This window comes from Hydrogenophaga sp. 5NK40-0174, assembly GCF_040372165.1.
Classification (GTDB): domain Bacteria; phylum Pseudomonadota; class Gammaproteobacteria; order Burkholderiales; family Burkholderiaceae_C; genus Hydrogenophaga.
Genome location: NZ_BAABWG010000003.1, coordinates 481,232 through 504,770 on the forward strand (window position 1 = coordinate 481,232; position 23,539 = coordinate 504,770).

The window sequence follows — 23,539 nt, forward strand, 5'->3', positions numbered from 1 at the left end:
TGGCAACGATGACAATGCAACGCAGACAAATCATTTTGGCCTCGCTGGGCGGGGCAGCCTTGGCAGCGCCATTGCCTTCGATGGTCACCGCCGCTCAGCCGCCTTTGGTCTGGCGCGAGCGGCATATGTTCGGCCTGGGTACGCAGCTGAGCTTGCGTGCGGCGCACACCGATGTGCAAGCAGTGGACGTGGGGCTGGACGCGGCGGTGGCGGCCATCCGGCGGGTGGAAGCCTCCATGAGCCTGTACCGCGAAGACAGCGAACTGGTGCGCCTGAACCAACAAGGATTTCTGGACCAGCCCAGTGCGGACTTTCTGGCGGTGTTGGGCACGGCGCAAATGGTGGCTGAGCGCAGCGGCGGGCAGTTCGATGCGACGGTGCAGCCGGTGTGGCAGGCCTGGGCGGATGCGACACGCCAGGGGCGCTTGCCCTCTGCCGCGGCCCTGGCCGAGGCACGGCAACGCACCGGGTGGCAGCATGTGGTCGTGAGCGACCAGCGTGTGGCCTTTCAGCGCCCTGGCATGGCGATGACTTTCAACGGCATCGCGCAAGGCTACGCGGCCGATGCGGCGCGAAAGGCTTTGCAAGACCATGGCGTGGCCCATGCGCTGATCGACACCGGGGAACACGCCAGCCTGGGGCAAAGCCCACGTGGCACCGCATGGACCTTGGGCGTGGAAGACCCGCGCGACGAACAGCGATTGCTCGCCGCCATTCGAAGCGACGGCCGGGCAGTGGCGACGTCGGCCGACAACCGCAGCAGCTTCAGCGCCGACCACCGCCATCACCACATCTTCGACCCCGCCACGGCGGATTCGCCCTCGGGGTTGAGCAGCGTGACCGTCCTGGCACCTTCGGCCATGCTGGCCGATGCGCTGACCAAGGTGATGTTCGTCAGCGGGCCAGAGCGCATTCCCGCATTGGCCAGGCAATGGCAGGTGGGTGTGCTGTGGGTGGACAAGAAGGGCCACTGGGCGGCGACAAGCGATGTGGCGCTTGTGTGAATGAGGCGCGGGAGCCGATCAGGTAATTGATGGCCTGACCGGCTGATCGCCTGGCCAGCGGGCCGTGGCGTGGTGTGGTCGCGCAGTGGTGAGGTGGCTTTCCTGGCTTTCCTTTTTTCGAGCGATAGCGTCAGCAATCCTCAGGAAAAACAGGAAGAACCTTCACATGGTGGGGAATGGCACTGGCTGGAGACAATCCACCTCAGCCGCAGGACTTTGTTCCTGCTTCGACTGCTTCCAGCCACACGCGCTTCTCTACCCGCCACTCGCCACCCGAGACTCACCATGGATACCATCGCACCTCTTTGGCTCTGGGCCGTCTTTGTGGTCTTTGTGGTGGCCGCCATCTGGGTGGACTTTGTCGTTCTGCGCAAGCAAGGGGCGCACGAAGTGGGCGTGCGCGAAGCGGTGCACTGGTCGTTGGCCTGGGTAGGGGTGAGCTTTGTCTTCAACGCTCTGCTGTGGTGGGGTGTGCGGGATGCGACCGGCTCCACCGCGCTGGCCAACGAAAAGGCTTTGGAGTTCCTCACCGGTTACCTGATCGAGAAGAGCCTGGCCGTCGACAACATCTTTGTCTTTCTGCTGATCTTCAGCTATTTCGCCGTGCCGGCCACTTACCAGAAGCGGGTGCTGATGTACGGCATCCTGGGGGCGATTGCGCTGCGGACGGTGATGATTCTGGTGGGGGGCTGGCTGCTGGCGCAGTTTCACTGGATCCTCTACGTTTTCGGGGCCTTCCTCGTGCTCACGGGCGTGAAGATGTGGTGGGCAGCGGGCAAGGAAGAAAGCCTGGATGACAACCCTGCGCTGACCCTGCTGCGGCGCTGGATGCCGGTGAGCCAGCGGTATGACGGCGAGCGCTTCTTCACGGTGGAGAATGGCCGCAAGATCGCCACGCCATTGCTGATGGTGATTGCCATGGTCGGCCTGACCGACGTCATCTTTGCCGTGGATTCGATTCCGGCCATTTTTGCCATCACACGCGACCCCTTCATCGTTCTGACCAGCAATGTGTTTGCCATCCTCGGCTTGAGGGCGATGTTCTTTCTGCTGCAGGCCGCAGCAGGCCGCTTCCACTTGCTCAACTACGGGCTGGCCGTGATCCTGGTGTTCATTGGCACCAAGATGATGTTGATCGATGTGTTCAAGATTCCGGTGGCGGTGTCGCTGGGGGTGGTGCTGGGGATATTGGCCATCACCATGCTCTGGAGTGCGAAGACGGCGCCCAACACCTGAAGGGTTGGAGAGAAAGGTTGGAGAGAAAGGTGGGAGAGAAAGGGTAGAGTTCGATGTGCTCTGGCATGAGCACTTGTAGATCTAACTCACCGGACGCCTCCCCATGCAAGCACCTGTCGTTTTTCGTTTTCCTGCCTGCTTCGATGAGGTTCGGTTTGACGACGAGCATGCTGGTAGGCTGGCGCTGAGCGTCGGCGGCGAACAGGCACTGCCGAAAGGGTGCGCCAACCTCTGGGCGGAGGTGATGCGGGCCGATCGGCTGGCCGGCGACGATGCCGTGCTGGGCGCCGAGTATGCCCAACGAGCGCGTCGCCTGTTCGAACGGGACAGGGATTCGGGCGATGCGATGGCGGCAACGGTAGGAGGGCGGCGCGTCTTTACCCACGCCTGGGACGACAAGGCGTTTTCTTTCCGCTACTTCTGGGTCGAGCTGCCCGAAGAACGCTGGCTGCAGGTGCTGTGTGTGTTCGACCCTGCGCATGCCGCCTTCTTCAAACGGCACGTGATGATGGCATTCTTCAACACGACGCTGGATGCGACGGCGTTGGTGGCGAAGGCACAGTCAGGGGCGAGTGCGGCTGGCCTGTTCGCCACGGAACCCCTGTCGACGGACGCAAAGTGGATAAACGACGCCTTGCAGTGCGCAGAGGATTTTCGCGCAGAACAGAAGGCCCCCAAGTCGCTCAACGTGGCGGATGAGTGCTTTGCAGAGCTGGCAGCGAAGGCCTTGAACGAGCAGGGTGAGGCGTTGGTCGATGGGGTGTTCTGCCAGGACTGGGCCACCCACTACACCTATGGCGCACACAACTTCTCCAACCCCGACAGCGATATCGAATGGCAGGACAACGATGGCTTGCTGCATGTGCATGAGCCACCCTGGAGCACCAGCGAAGTCGTCGAAGTGACGGCAGGAGATGGCAATGCCCAGGCAGTCGATGTTTCGTGGCTGCCGCATCTGGCTGCCCTCTCTGATTCCGTCGAGCGCCACTTGATCCAGGTGCTGGATCAGTTTGTGTTCGGCGAAGGCGCCGGCTATGCTGATTCCGCCTGCTTTGAATGGGTGAAGCTGGAAGCAGAGCGCCTGGCCGGACAGCCCATGACCCGCGAAGCGTTTCTCAAGCGCAACGTTGCAGTGGGGGACATACAGTTGCTGCCCGGCGCGCCAGCGGGAGATGCCAGCATCCGCGTATGGCTGCGCTGCAGCTGGGACGAGGAACACGGCATGGCGGTTCGCATCGATGCCCATGGCCGATGCTGGCGGGATGACGACGTTTGATCGGTCTGTTGTCGATATGCCGGGCTTTCAATCGTCGGATGTGTTGGAACCAACAGTGTCCGTCTGATCAACCGTGAAGAGGCCAATGCCTCAGGAGCTAGTCATTCATGAAAATTCGAATTGAGACCCGCATCGCAGCGCCCTTGGCAACGGTCTGGAAAGCTTATGTCACCCCTGACGACATCGTGAAGTGGAATGCGGCCTCGGACGATTGGCACACCACGCGCTCGACGGTTGATTTGAAGGTGGGCGGCAATTTCTCCTCCCGCATGGAAGCCAAGGACGGCAGCTTTGGCTTTGACATGGAGGGCACCTACACCGAGGTGGTGCCCGAGCAGCGCCTGGCCTTCGCCATGCCCGATGGTCGGCAGGTGGCAGTGGATTTTGTGCAGGACGGCGATGCGGTGGTGGTGACCACGGTGTTCGACGCCGAAGACCAGAACCCGGCCGAGATGCAGCAGCAAGGCTGGCAGGCGATTCTGGACAACTTTGGCCGGCATGTGTTGACCAAGGCGTGAGACCAGGCGCACAGGCTATCCCCATGGTTGTGGCTTTGTGCCGCCTTCTCCGCTTGAGGTGATGGTGAAAAACCTTGGGCGTGCCAAGGTGTGATTCCGGCGGCGACAATGGTGGCCTGTGGGCGCAAGAGCCCGGAATCAGTCAGCAGAAGCCAGAGCCATGTCGTCGCGAGTCAGAGTGTTTGTCTACGGAACCCTCAAGCAAGGGTTTCCGAATTTTGGCGTCAATGCCGGAGAGCGCATGGGTGATGAGTTCATCACCTGTGAAGCGTTGCCCTTGTACGTGGTGAGTTTGCCCACCGAAAACCGCGCGCCCTGGCTGATGAACCTGCCGGGCGAGGGCATGCGTGTTCGCGGGCAAGTTTACGAAGTCGACGCCGCAGCCCTGGACGCGATGGACACGCTCGAGCTGGTAGGCCACCCGAACGGTTATGTGCGCAGCGAGGTGGAACTGGTGGCGCATGAGGGTGGTGACGAGCGTTTCACGGCGTACGTTTACCTGAAACCACCGGAGCAGCTTGTTCGCTGTCTCACCCGTGAAGGGCCTTTCGAGGCCTATACAGAAGCCTTGGCAGTAGGCTACTGGCTCAATGAGTGAATGAGTCGCCTTTGCAGGGTTTGACGTGAATGTGACCACTCACGCAAACACATGTGGCTGTGGCGGGTAATCAATTTTGGGTTTGCAGTGCGTTCATGCGCTGCTACAACCAGGGCATTCTGTAGTACCAGCTAGTACCGGTCTGACACGTCTTCTGTTGCCTTGACCAAGGTTCTGGCGTCACTTGAAAGAAAGCCTGCGCCCCATGGCCGAGAAGACTCCTACGCCCATTCGCACCGAGCTGTTCAGCTTTGCCACCTTCAAAAGTCCTCAACTGATCGATGTCGAGCGTAAACGTGTGTTCTTCGTCGTGCACCCTGATCCGTCCAAGAGCCACTTCATCAAGGGGCTGGATGAACAGGATCTGCCAGTGGCGAGACAGATCTTGCGCCAGCGCCAGAAAGACTTCAAGGCCTTGCGCCGCCGAGACGACGTGGCGCATCTGAACTTCGCGATGTACCAGTTTTCCCAGCGCCTCTACGAGGAGCGAACGCGGGACTGGACGGTGGCAGAGCTCAACGCCATCCGTGGCAAGCTGGAACCCCTGCCCATGGGCGCGCTGGTGACCCTGTGGGACAACCTGTTCCGGGAAGCGCTTGGCGGAAAGAACGCACCCTTGAGGCAAGCCTGCATCCAGATGCTGGTGGCGGATCATTTTGTCCGGGTGTTCAGCTCCGAGGCGTTTGAGTCTCGTGCACTGGAACTGATCAAGGCGCCGAAAGGCCCGGACGAAACCAGTGACGATGCGCGTATCAGCACCTTTGCCAAGCGCGTCGCTCGCGCCAAAGTGGTCATGCCGCGCGCCTTCTCCATGGGGGCGATGCGAAAAGCCGATGAAGGAGAAGGTGGCAAGCAAGGCCAGCAGAAGAAAGGTGGCAGGGACATCAGCCAATATGAAGTTGAACGTGAGACCACACGTCGCCGTCGCCCGGACCCCGCAGCCATCGACCAGCTGCACCAGGACCACACCGCCGGTGTGACCGGCGAACGCATCAAGTCCTTGCAACGCACCAAGAAAGAACTCCAGGCGGTGAGCCGATCGGACGAAGTCACGCGCAGCGACGTCTCCAGTTTTGCCCGGTTGGAGGAAAAGGCGCCCGGCACCTTCTCCGCCACCACGCGGAAGCTGATCGCGCACCGAAAGGCCAGGGGTGTGAACCTGGGGCGTGTCCAGAACATGCTGGACCAGCGCATTGCCAAAGAGGAGCGTCGAAAGGCTCTGGCGGAGCAGCGGCAACGCCCTGGCGTTGGCGCATCGGCGCGCTCGCCTGTGGCTGTCGACACGTTCATCGTGACGCATGAGCTGGCAGTGGACGACGAGTCGCGCGACATGCACCTGACCTTGCAACTGGCAGACGAGGATGCGTTTGTCCGTAAAGCGGCGATCACGCTCACGACGGGCGACGGACAGGTCTACCAATCGTCAGAAGTGGAAGAGTTGCCGACCTTGCAGCGGCGCCAAGTCTCGGTGGACCTTTTCCCGGGGCAGGTGATCGACTTTGGCAGAGCGCGCAGCTATCAGATCGAAGGCACGCTCGAACTCGATGACGGTACCGAGCTGGAGTTATCGGCGGAGACGACACTGGCCAAAGACCGCGTGGGCGGCGTGGCGCTGCGCAAGGTGATGCCCGGTGGCAGGGACGTGCTGCCGGATCACGACATCCAGGTGTTTGACAAAGATCCGCAAACGGACGCGAAGGGCAGGCTCTTCGGCGTGAACAATGTGGGCGTGGCGGTGTTTCACAAAGTGGAGCAGGAAGTCTGCTGCTATGTGCCGGGCGAAGTCTCGCACATCGAGAACATCCTGGCGCGCGAGTACAAGGAGCGCCAGACGCGCAGCCTGACCAGCACGGAAACCACCACGGAAGACACGACCGCCTGGGAAGCCGAAAACCAGCGCGACACCAGCACAGCCATGCGCAACGAGCTTCAATCGGAAGTGGCCGCCGTGCTGAACCGCGAGACCAACGTGGGCACCAATGCCAGCACTGGCGTCACGGGATCGGTGGCGGGCCAGGAGTTTCGGGCCGATGCGGCATTCGATTTCGGCTACTCCAACGGCAGCACGGCGTCGAATACCGATGCACGGACATATGCGGAAGACGTGACGCGGGCCGCCACCGAACGTGTGCTGCAGAAGACCACTGTCAAGCGCACGTCCAAGATGCTCTCCGAATTCGAGGAGACCAACCGGCACGGCTTTGACAACCGTGAAGGTACCGAACATGTCACAGGTGTCTACCGTTGGCTTGACATCATCTACCGCAACCGGCTGATCAACTACGGCAAGCACCTGATGGTGGAGTTCCTGATCCCGGAGCCTGCCGTGTTCTACCTGAAGGCCCTGAACCGGGCCAACAAACCCACGGACGAAGGGCCGATAGACGAGACAAGCAAACCGCAACCACCGAAGACACTTGAAGCACAAGGCATCTACTCCTCCGCCGATATCCTTCGAGAGGAGAACCCGGAAGACAGCAAAACAGAGGGAAAGGACTACCGGACCTTGGAGGAGCAGTTCGACGCCGTGTTGGAAGACCCACCGTTTGCCGACTCGGAACTGAGCAGCGTGGACTTTGCTGCACCATCATTGCCCAACGGGAAGCCAGACGACAGTGGCAAACTGAAGTCGAAGACATTCTCCATTCAGGTGCCGCACGGCTTCCGTTTGAGCATAGCAGATCTGACCGTGAAGTTCCTGTATCACTACACGGGGTCAGAGCACAAGACCTTCATGCGGGCGAGCATGGGTGGCCGAGTCAAGCTGAGAGATAAGAACACCAAAGCATCGGTCGGCGGTCAGGGCCACCCCCTTCAGAAGACAGACTCTGACAACAGAGCTGACTGGGAATGGACCGACATGAACATGACCTGGGTGTACTCGGGACAACTCGAAGGGGAGGTGAAGCTCAAAGTCGAGATGAAGAATGTCCATGACTACAACATCTCGGGTGACCTGACGTTCGAAATGTTGGAAGCGGAATTCGTAGGTTGGCAAGAACGTTGCTACAGCACCTTGCGCACCGCCTACCAGCGCCAGCTTGAAAACTACGAGCGCGAGTTGGCTGCGTGGGAAGCCGCGCGGGCCCAGGAGGCCGCTGCTGCGGCCAATGAGGAAGAAGAGATTCAATACGGTGCCAGCCCGGCGCAGAACCGCCTGACGGAGCAGCAGGAGCTCAAGCGCATTGCCATCGACATGCTTACCCGGCCCTTCGGCATCGACTTCGGCGTGGATTTTGTGAAGCCCGGTCCATGCAAGGTGCCGATTGTTGATCAAAGCAAGGAATGGGAGGAGTACGCCTCACACGTCAAGTTCTTCGAGCAAGCCTTTCTCTGGCCTACCATGGCCTACCTGTTCTACCCATACTACTGGGGCGATCGGTGCGACTGGGAAGAGAAGATGCTGCTGGATGTGCCGTCCGACCCGCTGTTCGTGAAGTTCCTGCAAAGCGGCATGGCGCGTGTGGTGGTGCCGGTGCGGCGCGGCTTTGAAGACGCGGTGACCTACTTCCTGAACACGGGCGAGATCTGGAACGGTGGCGATCTGGTGCTCGATACCGATGACGACCTGTACCTGTCTGTGGCCGATGAGCTGCAAGAAACCAAGGGCATGGTCGAAGACGAATGGCCGACCCGATTGCCGACCACGCTGACCATTGTGCAGGGTGACTCGGTCTACTTGCGCGACGAAGGCCTGCCGTGTTGTGAACGCATCGGTGACAAAGACGTTCAGACGCTGCTCGAAGGCTCGCAGAACATTCTGGAACGCGACAAGAGCGCCTGAGGCACATGTTTCGTGATGCGCCGTTTCCGGCGCCGACCATCCAAAGCCCTTTGGCGCCCCGCGCCGGTTCCAAAGAAGGCGGCAGTCCGTTTGGCCTGGCGTTGTCAAGCCCGTTCGGCGCCAGTGGGCACGACATCTTCGATGCGCTGAACCAGGTGGGGCTGGCAGAGCACACGCGGCGCCATGGCATGCAGTTTCTGGCCCTGGACAAGCACGTGCAGCGCAGTCAGGCCCGGCTGTTGGGCATGCTCGCCAGCGTGGTCCTCCCCGGCGGACAGTATGCGGAGAATACCACTGGCGCATGGGTGGTACTCACGTCCGACGCTGATCTGGCCGAAGCGCTGCATGCGCAGTGCAAGCCACTTCCTTCCGAATGCTGTGTGTTTGTCGATTGCTCACAGGGAGAAGGTCAGGAGCGCTGCCATTTCAGCATAGGCACCGATTTGCGCCGGCTGGTGAGCGGCAGCGTGCTGTCCAACGCCACTTCGGCGCCGCTGAACGAAGGCTTCGCTCCGGTTCGAAAGAACGTGGCTCAACGCATCCTGTTCCAGATCAAGAGCGAAGGCAGTGCCACCGTCGAAAGCGAAACCGAGACAGCAGGTTTGTTTTCACTGGCCAGTGTGCAGCAAACGGTGTTCCGCGCACTGGACGACTGCCGGCGCATGTTGCCATCGGCGGCCGACTTGCGCAGCTACGAAACGCAATGGTTCGGCAAACTGCAGTCGGCGATGGAAGCGGCAGCCCGCAGCATTCTCGATGCCGGTGAGCAGCAACGCTTGGCCGACGACGATGGCAGCCTCTCTCGCGATGGCTTGCTGGACTTCAACGCACAGGCGTTTGATGTGGGTGCGTATGCCAGCGAGCTGTCCAGCGGCCTGCTTGGCAAGATCGACAAAGCCTTCAAGCTTTTGCCCGACGTGGGTTGGGTATTCGAGCATTTCATGGCCAAGCTGGCCCAATGGTATGCCAGCAGCGACCTGATCGCGCTCATGAAAGCCAATCAGATCTTCAAGCAGGAGGTGGCTGCGACGGTGTTGTCCAAGGACACTTTGGCGGATGTGTTCGGCAGCACCTACGCCACGTTCAACTGTAATCAACAGCAAATCGGTGACCTGGCCGTGGGCGGTGCGGTAGTGGGCGGTACGGCGTTCGTGGTGGGCACGGTCTACGGCATCATCTACGACATCGTCAGCACTTTTGTGATGATCATCAAGTACAGCTTTGCTGGCATCAAGTGGGTGTTCAAGCAAGGCTTGAATGCGGCATCCAGCGCGATGGCACCTCAGGACATGGCGCCGGTCAGCGATGAAACAGTGCAGTCCTGGTTCCCGAGCTTCGATCTCAAGACCTTCTTCCAGCAAGACCTGCCGGAGATGTGCAAGCTGCTGGTGGACCTGGCGCGCAAGGTCATTGACGATTTCAAACTGCACGCTGCCGAGTATGGACAACTGGTGGGGCAATACATGGGCAAGGCGATGGGTGGTGCGCTACAGGGCACGCTCAAGCTCATGTTCGATGCCTACGACGCCAGTGCCAGTTTGCTCGAACGCGTGTGGTACGTCATCAAACAATGGTTTCGCATTGGTTCGGTGCTGGGGCCTTTGGTGGTCGACATCATCCTCATGTTCTGTACAGCCGGTACGGGCACGGTGCTTTCGGCGGCGGCCAAGTTGTCCAAGGTGGAAAAGCTGGGTGACGCGATGCGGTTTCTCAAGCTCTCGCGCAAGGCGGTCGAATCGCTGGGCGTATACAAGCGCATGGCCACAATGATTCCGCAACGCCTGGTCAAATTGGTGCAGACGGTCATTCAGAAAGTGTGGAATGCGGTCGGTGCGGTGAAAGACCAGGTGAGCGACGCCTTGCGTCTGGCGTTTGGTTCAAAGGTGGATGCGCCGGATGGGGACGACGTTCGCTGGTTGCTCGAACTGGTGGACGTCTGGTATCAGCGCTGCTCCACGCTCAACTTCTTCATCGCCGTCATTTTGTTGATCACGGGCGGGAGCACTGTAGACCAGAAAGGGCAGGTCGTGCAACAGCCTTTGCCCTCGTCGCCATGAACCCGCTTGTCACTCAAGCCTTCGCTGACATCCGGCGCGGCTTCATGCTGCTGCTGCGAAATGCCAACGATGCAGCGGAACTGGTGCCGCAACTCAGTCAGATCGAGTTCATGCTCACGCATCACTTCAAGCGCCTGGGCCTGGATGTGGATCGTCTTGCCGCGTTTACTGCGATCATGACACGCAGAGGCTATCAGCGTGAGAACGCGGAGCTGGTGGCGGTCTTCATCAAAGACATGGTGATGTTCAAGGACGTGGCGTTTCGGCAATGGCAGAACAACGGCTACATCAAGACGGCTTCGGGCCTGGAGGTGGGTACCTTCTACCAAGGCTCCCTCAAGGAGATCATGCAAAACATCGCCACTGGCTTGAAGCAGCAGAAGGCAGTGGTGTTCAGGCGCTACGCGCACAACAACCACTTGTTGGCGCAGATTGTTCGCAGCCCTGAGAAGTTTGTGCCGAAGGTGATGCTGGATCTGCCGGTGACCGAGCCGATCAAGAAGGTTCGCGTGCTCATGGAAGAGGGCAGTACCAGCACCACCAGCATCACCGATGCGACGATCAACGTGTTTGTTCACCTGGGCATACGTACCGGCGGTGAGGTCAGGGCGCTGGGAACAGGGCCGTGGATACTGCCCGTCACCATAGACAGCAAAGTGGTGAAATTCGCCAAGAAAGCTGTTGATGAAGCTGCAGACGGTGCTGACGACATTCCAATTCAGCCCATTCGGCAGCCCTTGCGAGGCTACAAGACCCGCATGCAACAGTTCCAGGAGTTCGTGGCCGACCGGTTTTTGACCATGGGCAACATCCTGGCCGAAATCAATGCCATGCGCCCGCCGGTGTCTGCCGCGGAGAAGCGCGAGTTTCTGGAGCAGCTCATACCGGCCATGTTCAATCACCAGGTCTTTACCACCAAGGACTTTGTGGATCATGGAGGCTCGATTCAAGCCTATTACGCCAAGCACCTCAAGCATCTTATCGACGACTTTGGTGCGGTTCAGTACGAAGCGCACAAGAACATGCGCGACAGCGACTACGACTTGTGCATTGAGATTCTGTCGAGACACATTGACAAGCACTTTGGAGGCGGGGAGTTCATCAACCGTCACTCCGACATGAATTACTGGAGTGGTTTTTCAGAACCTTGAAAAGCCCATGCCAATAGCGCCGTCCGCCGATATGATTGGTGCCATGGCGAGCTCCCTTGATACCCGCATCCCTCCCCTGCTGCTGACCTTGCTGGTGGGCATGCTGATGGCCACCTGTGCATGGGCCTTTCCGTCCGCCGGATTCCACTTGCCAGCGCGCTGGTGGATCGGCATGGCGGTGGGGCTGGCAGGCGCCGGCGTCATGGTGGCTGCCGCCCTGCGCTTTCGGCGCCAGGGCACCACGCTGGACCCGCGTGACCCTGGCAAATCGCAGCTCATCGTGAGTGACGGCGTGTTCGCCTTCACGCGCAACCCCATGTATCTGGGCATGGCGCTCATCCTGCTGGGCTGGGCATTGGCTTTGTCGAGCGTGGTCGCGTTGGTGTGGGTGCCGCTGTTTGTGCTGTACATCGACCGCTGGCAGATACAGCCGGAAGAACGGATGTTGTCCGAACGCTTTGGCCAGCCCTACCTGGACTACCTGAGCCGCGTGCGGCGCTGGCTGTGAATCAGCCTGGCGCCGTCGTTCGCCTGTTGCCCATTGGCGAGGCGTCGCTGGCGGACATTGCGCGTTTGCACAACGACCCGCAGGTCAGAACCCACTTGCCTCTGGCGACCATGGCGTTTGACGAAGCCTTGGCGCTGGCGTGGCGAAATGAGAAGGCTCGACTGTGGAGCGAGCATGGCTACGGGCCGTGGGTGGTCGAGCTCAATGGTGCATTCGCTGGCTGGGGTGGCCCGCAGCCCGAGAACGGCGAGGCTGATCTGGCCTTGGTGTTGCTTCCCGAGGCATGGGGTCATGGACTAGCCATTTGCAAGGCGGTGCTCAAGCGCGCATTTGACGAGCTGAAGCTGCCATCGATGACTGCGCTTCTCCCGCCGAGCCGGGTGCGGCAGCGCGGCATGCAACGCATGGGCTTTGTGCCAGATGGCGAGTTTGTGATCGACGGGCAACGCTTTGTGCGTTACCGAATGTTTGCGCAGGCGGCGTGACGGCTCATCGTCACAAGTTGTCGGCACAATGTTCGCATGACCAGAGTCTTGTTGGCAGGTGCGACCGGGTATTTGGGCGGACATATCGCGCACGAGTTGCGTCGCCGTGGCTTGTGGGTGCGGGCGCTTGCGCGGCGACCCGAGGCGCTGGCGTCAGCGGGGGTGCCGGCAGATGACATTGTCAAGGCAGAGGTGACCGAACCGGCTTCCCTGGCCGGATGCTGCGACGGCATCGATGTGGTGATCACCACCGTGGGCATCACGCGGCAAAAGGATGGCTTGAGCTATATGGACGTGGACTATCAGGCCAACATGAACCTGCTGGCTGAAGCGCAACGTGCAGGCGTCAGACGTTTCGTCTACGTGTCTGTGCTGCAGGGTGAGCAGATGCGTGATCTGAAGATTTGCGACGCCAAGGAACGCTTTGTGGACGATTTGCGTGCTTCGGGTATGAATGCTTGCGTGATCCGGCCCAACGGGTTTTTCTCCGACATGGGCGAGATACTCGGCATGGCGCGCCAAGGGCGAGTCTGGCTGTTTGGCGACGGGCAATTGCGCAGCAACCCGATCGATGGCGCAGACCTGGCCGTGGTGTGCGCCGATGCGCTGACCAGCGATGACACCGAGGTGCTCGCGGGCGGGCCGCAGGTGATGACGCAGAACCAGATTGCGCAGGCTGCGTTTGATGTGCTGGGTCAGCGGGCGCGCATCACTCACCTGCCCGATGGCGTGCGTCGGTTGGTGCTGTGGGCAGTGCGGACGTTTGCGCCAGGCACCGTGTCGGGGCCGATCGAGTTCTTTTTGACCGTGATGGCGCGGGAAATGGTGGCGCCGTTATACGGTAGGCGTACCTTGCGCTCGCATTTCGAAGCGCTCAAACGCGATTCCAGCGCCAACTGAGTCATAGTCAGGAAGGCATTCTTCCTGGAGGCGACAGCAGCGTCCCGCAAGCGACCAGCTGGTGCCGTCTCAGGCGTGAACATGCTGCCCACGAGGAGACGTGTCAACCATGGCCATTGCACACATCAACGGGCTTTCCATCCACCATGAGCGAAGAGGTTCAGGCCCGCGCCTGTTGCTGATCAGCGGGACCGGAAGCGACTTGCGGCGCAAGCCCGGGGTGTTCGACATGCCGTTTGTTCATCACTTTGATTTGCTGTCGTATGACCATCGGGGCATGGGACAGTCTGGCCTGCCGGCCGCAGCCGGCAGCATGGCCGATTTTGCGAAGGATGCAGCAGGCTTGCTCGATGCTGTGGGCTGGGACACCTGCAGTGTGGTCGGCATTTCATTTGGTGGCATGGTGGCACAGGAACTGGCCTTGCGACACCCAGCGCGTGTGGAGCGCCTGGTGCTGGCCTGCACCAGCAGTGGTGGTCAGGGCGGGGCGTCCTTTCCTTTGCATGAGTGGCATGGATTGCCTCTGGAGGCGTATGCGCAGCGCATGCTTCGCCAGAGCGATCTTCGCCGGGATGATGACTGGGTGGCAGCGCATCCGGCCGCATGGAACGCGCTGATGAAGCAGACGCTCGACGCCTATCAGGTCGGCGCCGATGAGCCGGGGCGTGAAGAAGGCGCGCGCCAGCAGCTCGAAGCGAGGCGGCAGCACAATACCTATGAACGTTTGCCGCAGCTCGGCATGCCAGTGCTGATTGCAGGGGGACAGTTCGATGGCATTGCGCCGCCACCACGGCTGGAAGCACTGCACGCCCGGATTCCGGATTCGACGCTGCGCATGTACGAGGGCGGACACTTGTTCTTCTACCAGGACAGGCAGGCGTTTCCGGACATGATCGATTTTCTGCAGGCTGTAAGGGAGTGAGGCCGCTTGCTTGGTTCAGAACGAATGGCACAACATGACGGTCGGCCAGCGTTGCTGACAACACAGCGGGTTCGCCTGCGGCAGTGGCGCCAGGCGGACAGGCCACTGTTTGCAGCGATGAACGCGGATGCGGAGGTCATGGCCCATTTCCCTGCACCACTCACGCGTGCGGAGAGCGATACCCTGGTGGATCGGTGCGCCGCAGAAATCGAGGCGCAGGGCTGGGGGTTCTGGGCGGCCGAACACGCCGATTCTGGTGTGTTCATGGGCATGGTGGGCCTGCATGCCGTGCACGCATCGCTGCCGTTTGCGCCCTGCGTGGAAGTGGGCTGGCGCCTGGCCCGACCCTGGTGGGGGCAGGGACTGGCGACCGAAGCGGCCAGTGCGGCGCTGACCTGGGGTTTCGATGCACTGGGTTTGCCGGAAGTGGTGGCCTTCACGGCGCAGTCCAATCAGCGTTCCCGCGGGGTGATGCTTCGGCTGGGTATGCAGGCAGCAGGGACGTTTGAGCATCCGCTGCTGCCGGCAGACAGCCGCTTGCGAGAGCATGTGCTGTTTCGCTTGCCGGCTGCTGCGTGGCGGGAGAGGGCGGAAACCACGCCCCACCCACGCAAAGCTTAGCTTCGATCCATCAGGCGCTGGTGTGAGGCCCGCGTGATCGGGTAGCGCCACAGCAGCGGCAGAGCCAGGCAGAAGCACAGCACAGGTAGAACTGAGGCATTCCAGCGGATGCCTTCAAGGGCGTGCTCTGTCTGGGCGGTGTTGGCCACGTAGCCGGTGCCCGCGAGCACCCAGGGAACGATGGCGGTGCCGATGGTGCGGGCGATCTTGTCAATGAGCCCGTACACGCCGAAATAAATGCCCGTGATGTTGCTCTTGTCGCGGATGTTGCCGTGGTCCACTGCGTCCGGCACCATGGCGTAGGGGGCGATCCAGTGAGCCCCCATGCCAATGCCGAACAGGACCAGGACGGCATACAGGCGCAGCGTGGCGCCTTCGGTGGTGCCGTAGAGCAGCATCAGGCCCGCCGCACTGCAGCACAGGCCGACAACATAGGCCAGGTTTTTCTCCCAGCGCTGCACGACGATCTTCCAGATGGGCAAGGAGATGGCCACCACGAGCAACATGATGCCGAGGTAGCGCGGCATGTCGGCTTTGGTGCCTTGCATCTGGTAGACGACGAAATAGGCCAGCGCGGTCTGGACCAGGGTCAGGCCCAGTCGCACCAGACCCGCGCCAAAGCTGAGCAGCAGAAACGGGCGGTTGCGCGCGACAAGGCGCATGCTTTGCAGAACAGGTGTGTCGGCAGCGCTCTCGCGGTCGGCCGTTTTGCTCTCGGGCGTGTCTTTTGGTCGCTCGCGAATGCGCCATGCCACCACGCCGATGGACAGCCCAGCCACCAGGCCCGCCAGACTGCCGGCCACAATGAAGCCGGTGCGCTCGTCGGTGAACTGTGCAGCCACCTTAGGCAGCAGCACACTGCCCAGCACATAGCCCACCAATGCGCCTGCAGAGGAGTAGCTCACCAGCCGGGTTCGCTCGTCGTAGTCGCTTGTGAGTTCGGCCGACAGCGCGGTGTAGGGCAGTTGCACCACGGTGAGCATGGTGTCGTAGAGCGCGTAACTGAGCATGATCCAGACAAAAGCCCAGAGCGGACTCATGCCGGCGGGCATCCACCAGATGGCCGCGGCCGCCAGCGCCAGAGGCACGGCACCGTAGATGAGGTAGACGCGTCTGCGCCCATGGCGCGATTGCGTGCGGTCTGCGAGCCAGCCAAAAAGTGGGTCGTTGATGGTGTCCCAGATCTTGCCCACCAGCAGCGCAGCGCCGGCAATGGCCGGTGGCACCAGCGCCACATCGGTGTAGAAGATCATGAGGAAAAAGCTCATGCCTGCCACGAGGAACTGAAGGCCGATGTTGCCGGCACCGTATGAAATGCGGGTGCCAACACTCAGGGATTCAGAGGAATGCTGTGTCACGGATGGAGTCAGTCGTTAGAGGAAGAAGGGAAAGAGGAAAAAGAGGCCCGGCACGACTGGCGCACCGGACCCGAGGGGAAGAGACTCAGGTCAGGACAGTGCGCAGTACGGTGGTCTGATCCTGATGGTGGGTGTTGTTGCTGCTACCACTGCTATTCCTGCTGCTGCTGTTTTCATTGTCATGAACGACAGGCGAGAGCATCATGCGCACCTCGCGGCGCAACATCTTGTTAAGGAAGCTGCGCGGGATTTCCGGCACGACTTCGATGTCGTCCGGCACGGCAGATGGCTCAAGTGTGTCGCGCAACTGCTGCATGAGTGCCTGAGCCACTGCCGGAGCGTCTTTCATTTGCCAGTCGCGGCGCAAGCTCACCACCAGCACTGCACGGTCATCGACCTGTACGAAACAGGTCTCCTTGACGGCAGGATGGCCGTGCGCTGCCTCTTCGGTCTGGCGAGGAGCGACGCTCAGGCCATTGCGGGTGATGAGGTCTGCCATGCGGCCCTGCACATGGAGGCGCCCGGCCATGTCGATGTATCCGATGTCGCCCATGACGACCCAGCCATCACGCAAGGTTTCGGCCGTCTTGGCCGTCATGCCGGACCGGCTGGGCCAGTAGCCATTGAACTGGACCGGTGTGCGAACAGTGATCTGACCTTGCTGCCCCGCCGGCAAAGGGTTCCAGTTTGCATCGCGCACCACGACATCCACGCCTGGCGTGATGGAGCCGACAGATGACAGCACTTCATGACTGGCGGGCTTGCCCTGGCTGTCGACATGGTCGGCAGGCATCAGCCAGGTGATGGGCGGCAATGCCTCAAAGCAGCCATAGCCCTGCTGCAGTATGGGGCCCAGCAACTCGATGGCCTCGTGCAGCTTGGGCGCGGGCATCATCTCCGAGCCGTAGGCGATCAGCCGCAGTGATGACAGGTCGTAGTCGCGGACGCCCGGCATGTCGACCAGATCAACCAGACCGGAAGGCGAGAAATAGGCGCGCGTGACCCGATGGGTCTCGATCAGCTGCAGAAGGGTTTCGGCGCGGAAGTCCTCCGGCATGACCATGGCGGCGCCTGCCAGCAAGGTGGGCAAGACCATGCCGGAACCAGGGCCGGTCATGGGCAGGCCGATCATGTTCACGTCGGCACCTTTGGCGGGTTTGCTGAAGTCGAGCGAACGCGCCATCAGGCGGATGCTGTCCAGGTACTTTCGGTGGCTGTAACCGATGGTCTTGGGCAGGCCAGTGGTGCCAGAGGTCATGTGCAGCGAGAACACGTCGTCTTCATTGACGGGCGTTGTGCCCTGGCGCGGCTTGTGCCTTGCCAGGGCCGCTTCGTATTCCTGGCCGATGGCCAGCAAACGCATGTCGGGGAAGCGCTCAATGATGGTCGGAAGAATGTTCGCCGTCAGCGCGGGATCGTGAATGAACACGCCAGGCCGGAGCTCTTCCAGCATGGCGAGCACACCCTGGGCGCTGAGAAACTGGTGGAACATGGCCAGTTTGGCGCCGTTTTCGTAGGTGGCCAGTCGCACTTCGTACTGCTCGCCTGTTTCGGGCAGCCAGGTGAACACAATGTCCCCATGCCGGACGCCCGCCTCGGTTTCCATCCAGGCGTTCAGGCGCAGCACGCGGTCTTGCAGCTGGCGATAGGTCCAGGCGCCCCGGCGGTCTATGAGCGCAGTCCGCTTGCCGTACAGCCGGTAGGCCAGCCGAGCCACCGTTCTGGCAGTGCGCAGCTGGTCGAGCACCCAGCGCAGAATCCGGTTTTGGATGCCTCCAGTGGCCATCACGTCTCCCTTCAGGCCTTCCGGCCTTATGTTTGCCTTCCGATCACACCATCATGGCCCCTTGTGCCTTGGCATGGCTGGGCCGGACTGACCAGCATCCAGTGTGATGGATATCACGCCTTGTACAGGCGCGCCACCCCGCTCGTGCGGCGACTGACGGCCGGAATCGCGGGGTGAGTGGTGGTGGGAGTGTTGCGGCCAGACGACCCTCGGGTCTGGCCAGGGCCGGCCCGGAGGTTTACTCCGGGAGTGCCTTGTCGATCTCGCCCTGCATGGTGTTGACCAGTTGGGCATAGAGGCGCAGCTTCTCGCTGCTGTCGCGCAGCCGTTCGGCCATGCGCTGGGAGAGGGCTGTCATGAGCTTGGCCGCGGCCACTGGGGACTCGCTGATCATTTTCTCCAGCGCGGTGCGGGACAAAGCGGCGCATATGACCCGGCTGGTGGCGAGGCAGGACGCTGAGCGGGCGGCACCGTCGAGCAAGGCCATTTCTCCGATGATGCTGCCCGGTCCGAGCACGGTCACGGTGCGGGCGGCCCTGCGGCTGACCGTGAGTGTTTCCACCGTGACCTCACCTGTGAGGATGAGGAGCATGAAGCCTGTATCGCGCTTCTCGCCTTCGGCGATGAGCGTGTCACCCCGCCGGAAAATCTGGGGCACCATGTAGCTCACGACGGTCAGCGCCTCGTTTTCACCGAGCTGGCCCAGGGCCGACGGGGCACACAGCAGCCGGGCAGCCTCGTGTGCGGCGGATGAATTGCCGACCTGATCCTCGCGCGCACTCGCACTCAGCGCCTCGGGAGGCGGAGAGCCGGTGTGCTTGAAAACGCGGTCGAAGAGGGACATGGGGCGTGCATTGCGCGACCAGAGATTGACCCATTGTTTCCCAGACCAGTGGAAATGTCACGCCACAACCGGGGGACGATGTGGCGTGACCGCCATGCAGCAAGACACTCGTTGGCATTGCCGGGTCTTCTTGGACTCAGGTGTCTGCACGACGTGGCTATGCCAGGAGCTGACCGGCGATGGCGGCGGCTGCGGAGCGCGTTTCAACGCCCAGCTTCTCGAAAATGTGTTCAAGGTGCTTGTTCACGGTCCGTGGACTCATGCCGAGAATATCGGCGATGTCGCGATTGGTTTTGCCCTTGGCCAGCCAGGACAGCACCTCTGACTCGCGCGGCGTCAGCCGCACGTTCTGCAGCCGCTGAAGGCTGGCGTTGGTGGGTGCCATGGTCAGCAGGACGAGGGATTCGCCCGGCCCGCTCTCCCCCAGATATCGCCCCGCGAGCACACCTGCGCCGGGACAAGGGGTGCTCGCTTCTCCCGAACGCAAGACCTCGAGCAGCCAGGGGTGGGCCTGCACGGTGACCGACTCTCTCGGAGCAGCCAGGGCTTGCAACCATTCTTGAGCTTTTGGTGAGCACCATGAAACCCGTCTGTGCGCATCGAGCAGTACCGTGCCGAGCCCGGCCACGTCGACGGCTTGCTGGGCGAGTCGGGCCACACGGGCATTTCGCAAATGTGTGGCAATGCGGGCCATGACTTCCGGCAGCCGCAATGGTTTGACCACATAATCCACGCCGCCGGCACCAAACCCGCGAACCACCTGCTCGGTTTCTGACAGGCCAGTCATGAAGACCACTGGTATGTGGGTCCAGGCGGGCGTCGATTTGATCTGTTCGCACAGAGAGAATCCGTCCCTGCCGGGCATCACGGCATCCAGCAATATGCCGTCTGGCACATTGATCTCGAGCCGCTGGAGCGCTTCTTCACAGTCGCGTGCAGCCAGTACCTCGTAGCCCTCAGCCAGCAAGGCATCGCACAGCAGGCGCAGCGTGTCGAGATCGTCGTCGACCACCAGCAACGTCAGACGTTGCTCGTGAAGCGGGGCGAAGGAATGGGAAGTATTGGGCATTTCAGTCATCGGCGAACTCGGAGGGTTGCAGGCGTTTGACCAGGGTGTCGAAATCGAAGCGTTCTGCATACAGCTGAAGCTCGGCCAGCGTTGCCGACAGTGCAGGAGAGTGGCCCTGCGCCTGCCAAAGTCGTTGACGAAGCGCTGTGGCGCGGCCTTGCCGCGCCAGGCGAAGCAGCTCTTCGCGCATGGCTTCAGGCAAGGGGGCCTGCACAGCGGCCCGGCCAGTCGGATGTGCTGGTTTCAGGACCTCTTCGCCATCGCCTGATCGCAGCCACTGGATGCCCAGCGCCCGCTCGAGAGCCAGATGAAGTTCCGACTCCATGACCGGTTTGGCGACGAAGCCCTGCGCACCCACAGATCCAATGGCATCCGGCTGGTTGTCAAACAGGTTGGCTGAAACAAAAACGATGGGGAGTTGCTCCGGCGTGAGCCGCATGCGCACTGCCCGAGCCGTTTGCCACCCGTCCAGTCCGTCCATCGTGATATCCAGCAACAGCAGGTCGGGGCCGCCCTGCTCAAGGATCTCGAGACACTCTTCGCCGCTGGCGGCTTCCTGGATGTTGAAGCCGAGGGGAACAAGCAGACCAGCCAGCAGCTGTCGGTGCAATGGCTGGTCGTCGACGATGAGCAGATTGAGCCTGCGCCCCCCGTAGCCCGTCACCGGAGAGAGCCGGTCTGGCCGCTGCACGGCCTGATCGGGGATTTCGTCCAGAATTCTGGGCAGGTAAAGCCGCAAGCTGAACGTGCTGCCTTTGCAGGGCACACTGCTCAACGAAAGGTCGCCGCCCATCATGTCGGTCAACAGGTGAACAATGGTCAGGCCCAGACCTGTCCCGGGTTCGGACGATCGGCGGCCTGCGCTGCCCCGCTCGAAGGGCAGGAAGATGCGCTGCTGGTCCTGCTCCGCAATGCCGATGCCGGTGTCGATCACGTCGATGCGGGTGACCTGCTGGCGGAAATTGAGCTTGAGCGTGACGCTGCCATCGGAGGTGAACCGAACGGCATTGCTCAGCAGGTTGATCAGGATCTGGCGAAGGCGCTTCGCGTCTGCCCTGATCCATCCAGGCACGTCGCCGACGACCTCGACAGAGAAATGCAGGCCTTTGGCTTCTGCCTGAGGCCTCACCATGCGTTCGACGTCATCCAGCAGCGTGGGCAGGGGCAGTGGAGCGACATCGAGTTTGAGACGACTGGCTTCGATGCGTGCCAGATCCAGAGAACCATCGATCAGCACATTCATGTGCTGGCTGGCGCGCTGCATGGTCGCCACCTTCTCGCGAACCCAGGGTGTTGGTTCCTCGCTGTTGAGCAAGACCTGTGCGTAGCCCATGATGCTCGTCAGAGGGGTGCGCAACTCGTGCGTCATGCCTGCCACATAGCGGGTCTTGGCCAGACTGGCCGATTCGGCCCGGTCTCGCGCTGTCTGCAACTCCTGGTCGGTGCGGCGGTGGGCATCAATCTCCTGCAGCAGTCTTTGCGTCTGGCGCTCGGACTCGTCTTGCGCCACGCGTCGGCTGTCGGTGGTGAGCACCACCCACCAGGCGGCGACAGCTGCCACCAGAACCAGCAATGAGAAGACCTTGATAAAAGGCAGTTGCAGCGCGAAGTCCTGCCCGGCGTAGAGGCTTTCCTGCACGAACACCACGCCGAACATGAAAGCCATGACGAAGACCATGGAGGCAAAGACCAGGATGTACTGCCCCACCCGGAAGTTCATCTTGGCGGCGACAGACTCCGGCAGCAGCAGCCCCATCCAATGCCGCATCTGATCGGACGCGCGCGCCTGGGTTTTGCAGCGGTCGTGGCACCGGGACTCGAGTGAGCAGCACAGCGAGCAAATGGGCGCCTGATAGGCCGGGCACATGGCCATGTCTTCGGACTCGAACTCGTTTTCGCACACGGCGCACTTCACGTGTGTCGCGGGTGCCCAGGCATGTTGCGGCTGTCGTGCAATGTAGTAGCGCCCTTTGGTGATACAGGCGAGCAAAGGCGAGAGCAACAGCGACAAACCCAAGGCGATGAAGGGCGAGAAGGCGGCGGCCATTTCGCCAAGCAAGCCCACATGGGCGACGACCGCGCATCCGGCACCCACGATCATGGAGACCATGCCCACCGGGTTGAAGTCGTAAAGGTAGGCGCGGCGGAACTCAATGCCCTTGGGACTCAAACCCAGTGGCTTGTTGATGACAAGGTCCGCCACCAATGCGCCCACCCAGGCAATGGCCACGTTGCTGTAGAGGCCCAGCACTTTCTCCAGTGCACCAAACACGCCGAGCAGCATCAGCAGTGTGGCGATGGCCACGTTGAACACCAGCCACACCACGCGGCCAGGGTGGCTGCGGGTGAGGCGCGCAAAGAAGTTGGACCAGGCCAGCGAGCCGGCGTAGGCGTTGGTCACATTGATCTTGACCTGCGAAATGATGACGAACACCACCGTCATGAACACAGCCACACCCGGCACGCCGACCGCCTGGGAGAAGCCGGCGAGGAACATCTGCGTGGGTTCGGCGGTGCGCTCGGGCGGCACTTCGAATTGCATGGCGGCAAAGGCCAGGAACGCGCCGCCGATCATCTTGAGCATGCCCATGAAGATCCAGCCCGGGCCGGCCACCAGCACCGCGCCCCACCAGCGCCAGCGGTTCTCCTGCGTGCGCTCAGGCAGAAAGCGCAGAAAGTCGACCTGTTCGCCGATCTGGACGACAAGAGAAAAGATGACGGTGCAGGCGGCGCCGAACATCAGCGGATGCCACTCACTGCTGCCCGAACGCAGACCTGACAAGCCCGTGAACTGACGGTAGAGGTGGGGCTGGTCCAGCGCGATCCACACAAAAGGCAGGAACAGCAGGAACAGCCACAGCGGTTGGGTCCAGGCCTGCAGGCGTGAGATCAGGGTGATGCCGCGAATGGCCAGTGGCAGCACCACCAGAGACGACAGCAGGTAGCAAATGGGTGTGGACCAGCCGGTGGCGAGCTCCAGCGCCAAGGCCATGATGACCGCCTCCAGCGCGAAGAAGATGAAGGTGAAGATCGCGTAGATGAGCGACGTGATGGTGGAGCCCAGATAGCCAAAGCCGGCGCCGCGCGTGAGCAGATCCATGTCCAGCCCGTGCCGTGCGGCGTAGTAGGCGATGGGCAGGCCTGTGAAAAAGATGATGAGGCCAACGACCAGGATCGCCCATACCGTGTTGGCAAAGCCATAGTTGACCGCAATGGCACCACCGATCGCTTCCAGTGCCAGGAACGAGAGCGAGCCGAAAGCCGTGTTCGCTACCCGCCATTCACTCCACTTGCGAAAGCTGCGCGGCGTGTATCGCAGTGCGTAGTCCTCCATGGTCTCGTCGGCTACCCAGGTGTTGTAGCGGCGACGTGATCCAAAGATCTGCTGCGGCGTGATCGGAATGGTGCGTGCTTCGCTCATG

The 23,539-nt window shown here is 61.5% G+C and carries 18 protein-coding genes; 13 read left to right on the forward strand and 5 right to left on the reverse strand.

Annotated elements, in window-relative coordinates:
- Positions 1-8: 8 nt before the first annotated feature.
- From ABWV89_RS11815 to ABWV89_RS11875, 13 genes are all read left to right on the forward strand, one after another.
- Positions 9-1,004 carry an FAD:protein FMN transferase gene (locus ABWV89_RS11815; RefSeq protein ID WP_353396908.1) on the forward strand — a complete coding sequence of 332 codons (996 nt, stop codon included), beginning with the start codon at positions 9-11 and terminating at the stop codon, positions 1,002-1,004.
- A 285-nt stretch (positions 1,005-1,289) separates the two neighbouring features.
- Complete coding sequence (locus ABWV89_RS11820) at positions 1,290-2,240, forward strand: TerC family protein (protein ID WP_353396910.1); 951 nt, start codon at positions 1,290-1,292, stop codon at positions 2,238-2,240.
- A 103-nt stretch (positions 2,241-2,343) separates the two neighbouring features.
- Positions 2,344-3,516, forward strand: a complete 1,173-nt coding sequence (locus ABWV89_RS11825) for a hypothetical protein (RefSeq protein ID WP_353396913.1) — start codon at positions 2,344-2,346, stop codon at positions 3,514-3,516.
- A gap of 107 nt (positions 3,517-3,623) precedes the next feature.
- Positions 3,624-4,034 carry an SRPBCC family protein gene (locus ABWV89_RS11830; RefSeq protein WP_353396916.1) on the forward strand — a complete coding sequence of 137 codons (411 nt, stop codon included), beginning with the start codon at positions 3,624-3,626 and terminating at the stop codon, positions 4,032-4,034.
- A gap of 160 nt (positions 4,035-4,194) precedes the next feature.
- Entirely contained in the window at positions 4,195-4,632 is a 438-nt protein-coding gene (locus ABWV89_RS11835) for a gamma-glutamylcyclotransferase family protein (protein ID WP_353396919.1), read from the forward strand.
- Between the two features lie 205 nt (positions 4,633-4,837).
- Complete coding sequence (locus ABWV89_RS11840) at positions 4,838-8,416, forward strand: hypothetical protein (protein WP_353396922.1); 3,579 nt, start codon at positions 4,838-4,840, stop codon at positions 8,414-8,416.
- 5 nt (positions 8,417-8,421) lie between these two features.
- A complete protein-coding gene (locus ABWV89_RS11845; RefSeq protein ID WP_353396924.1) occupies positions 8,422-10,473 on the forward strand; it encodes a hypothetical protein in 2,052 nt (683 codons plus the stop codon).
- Positions 10,470-11,624 (forward strand): hypothetical protein, encoded by a 1,155-nt coding sequence (locus ABWV89_RS11850; protein ID WP_353396927.1) that lies wholly within the window; start codon positions 10,470-10,472, stop codon positions 11,622-11,624. The genes ABWV89_RS11845 and ABWV89_RS11850 overlap by 4 nt, the downstream gene beginning before the upstream one ends.
- 43 nt (positions 11,625-11,667) lie before the next feature.
- The gene (locus ABWV89_RS11855; protein ID WP_353396930.1) at positions 11,668-12,132 is read left to right on the forward strand and encodes a methyltransferase family protein; all 465 of its coding nucleotides are present in this window, start codon (positions 11,668-11,670) and stop codon (positions 12,130-12,132) included.
- Positions 12,129-12,617, forward strand: a complete 489-nt coding sequence (locus ABWV89_RS11860) for a GNAT family N-acetyltransferase (RefSeq protein ID WP_353396933.1) — start codon at positions 12,129-12,131, stop codon at positions 12,615-12,617. Before ABWV89_RS11855 ends, ABWV89_RS11860 begins: the two co-directional genes overlap by 4 nt.
- 36 nt (positions 12,618-12,653) lie before the next feature.
- Complete coding sequence (locus tag ABWV89_RS11865; RefSeq protein ID WP_353396936.1) at positions 12,654-13,517, forward strand: SDR family oxidoreductase; 864 nt, start codon at positions 12,654-12,656, stop codon at positions 13,515-13,517.
- Between the two features lie 109 nt (positions 13,518-13,626).
- Positions 13,627-14,439, forward strand: coding sequence for an alpha/beta fold hydrolase (locus tag ABWV89_RS11870; RefSeq protein WP_353396939.1), 813 nt, complete (start codon positions 13,627-13,629; stop codon positions 14,437-14,439).
- Positions 14,440-14,463: 24 nt separating this feature from the next.
- Complete coding sequence (locus ABWV89_RS11875; RefSeq protein WP_353396942.1) at positions 14,464-15,060, forward strand: GNAT family N-acetyltransferase; 597 nt, start codon at positions 14,464-14,466, stop codon at positions 15,058-15,060.
- Here ABWV89_RS11875 and ABWV89_RS11880 read toward each other — a convergent pair.
- From ABWV89_RS11880 to ABWV89_RS11900, 5 genes are all read right to left on the reverse strand, one after another.
- A complete protein-coding gene (locus ABWV89_RS11880; protein WP_353396945.1) occupies positions 15,057-16,418 on the reverse strand; it encodes an MFS transporter in 1,362 nt (453 codons plus the stop codon). The two genes, ABWV89_RS11875 and ABWV89_RS11880, sit on opposite strands and share 4 nt — an antisense overlap.
- 85 nt (positions 16,419-16,503) lie before the next feature.
- Positions 16,504-18,204: a class I adenylate-forming enzyme family protein gene (locus ABWV89_RS11885; protein WP_353396948.1), complete on the reverse strand. Its 1,701-nt coding sequence runs from the start codon at positions 18,202-18,204 to the stop codon at positions 16,504-16,506.
- A gap of 238 nt (positions 18,205-18,442) precedes the next feature.
- On the reverse strand, positions 18,443-19,048 hold the full coding sequence (locus ABWV89_RS11890) for a cyclic nucleotide-binding domain-containing protein (protein ID WP_353396951.1): 606 nt from the start codon (positions 19,046-19,048) through the stop codon (positions 18,443-18,445).
- Between the two features lie 157 nt (positions 19,049-19,205).
- Positions 19,206-20,126: a response regulator gene (locus tag ABWV89_RS11895; RefSeq protein ID WP_353396953.1), complete on the reverse strand. Its 921-nt coding sequence runs from the start codon at positions 20,124-20,126 to the stop codon at positions 19,206-19,208.
- Positions 20,119-23,538 (reverse strand): hybrid sensor histidine kinase/response regulator, encoded by a 3,420-nt coding sequence (locus ABWV89_RS11900; RefSeq protein ID WP_353396955.1) that lies wholly within the window; start codon positions 23,536-23,538, stop codon positions 20,119-20,121. The genes ABWV89_RS11895 and ABWV89_RS11900 overlap by 8 nt, the downstream gene beginning before the upstream one ends.
- Between the last annotated feature and the right edge of the window lies 1 nt (position 23,539).

Excerpts from the sequence above, each read along its gene's own strand:
- ABWV89_RS11815 (WP_353396908.1), top strand. The coding sequence starts at position 9 with ATGACAATGCAACGCAGACAAATCATTTTGGCCTCGCTGGGCGGGGCA.
- ABWV89_RS11820 (WP_353396910.1), top strand. The coding sequence starts at position 1,290 with ATGGATACCATCGCACCTCTTTGGCTCTGGGCCGTCTTTGTGGTCTTT.
- ABWV89_RS11825 (WP_353396913.1), top strand. The coding sequence starts at position 2,344 with ATGCAAGCACCTGTCGTTTTTCGTTTTCCTGCCTGCTTCGATGAGGTT.
- ABWV89_RS11830 (WP_353396916.1), top strand. The coding sequence starts at position 3,624 with ATGAAAATTCGAATTGAGACCCGCATCGCAGCGCCCTTGGCAACGGTC.
- ABWV89_RS11835 (WP_353396919.1), top strand. The coding sequence starts at position 4,195 with ATGTCGTCGCGAGTCAGAGTGTTTGTCTACGGAACCCTCAAGCAAGGG.
- ABWV89_RS11840 (WP_353396922.1), top strand. The coding sequence starts at position 4,838 with ATGGCCGAGAAGACTCCTACGCCCATTCGCACCGAGCTGTTCAGCTTT.
- ABWV89_RS11845 (WP_353396924.1), top strand. The coding sequence starts at position 8,422 with ATGTTTCGTGATGCGCCGTTTCCGGCGCCGACCATCCAAAGCCCTTTG.
- ABWV89_RS11850 (WP_353396927.1), top strand. The coding sequence starts at position 10,470 with ATGAACCCGCTTGTCACTCAAGCCTTCGCTGACATCCGGCGCGGCTTC.
- ABWV89_RS11855 (WP_353396930.1), top strand. The coding sequence starts at position 11,668 with ATGGCGAGCTCCCTTGATACCCGCATCCCTCCCCTGCTGCTGACCTTG.
- ABWV89_RS11865 (WP_353396936.1), top strand. The coding sequence starts at position 12,654 with ATGACCAGAGTCTTGTTGGCAGGTGCGACCGGGTATTTGGGCGGACAT.
- ABWV89_RS11870 (WP_353396939.1), top strand. The coding sequence starts at position 13,627 with ATGGCCATTGCACACATCAACGGGCTTTCCATCCACCATGAGCGAAGA.
- ABWV89_RS11875 (WP_353396942.1), top strand. The coding sequence starts at position 14,464 with ATGGCACAACATGACGGTCGGCCAGCGTTGCTGACAACACAGCGGGTT.
- ABWV89_RS11885 (WP_353396948.1), bottom strand. The coding sequence starts at position 18,204 with ATGGCCACTGGAGGCATCCAAAACCGGATTCTGCGCTGGGTGCTCGAC.
- ABWV89_RS11890 (WP_353396951.1), bottom strand. The coding sequence starts at position 19,048 with ATGTCCCTCTTCGACCGCGTTTTCAAGCACACCGGCTCTCCGCCTCCC.
- ABWV89_RS11895 (WP_353396953.1), bottom strand. The coding sequence starts at position 20,126 with ATGACTGAAATGCCCAATACTTCCCATTCCTTCGCCCCGCTTCACGAG.
- ABWV89_RS11900 (WP_353396955.1), bottom strand. The coding sequence starts at position 23,538 with ATGAGCGAAGCACGCACCATTCCGATCACGCCGCAGCAGATCTTTGGA.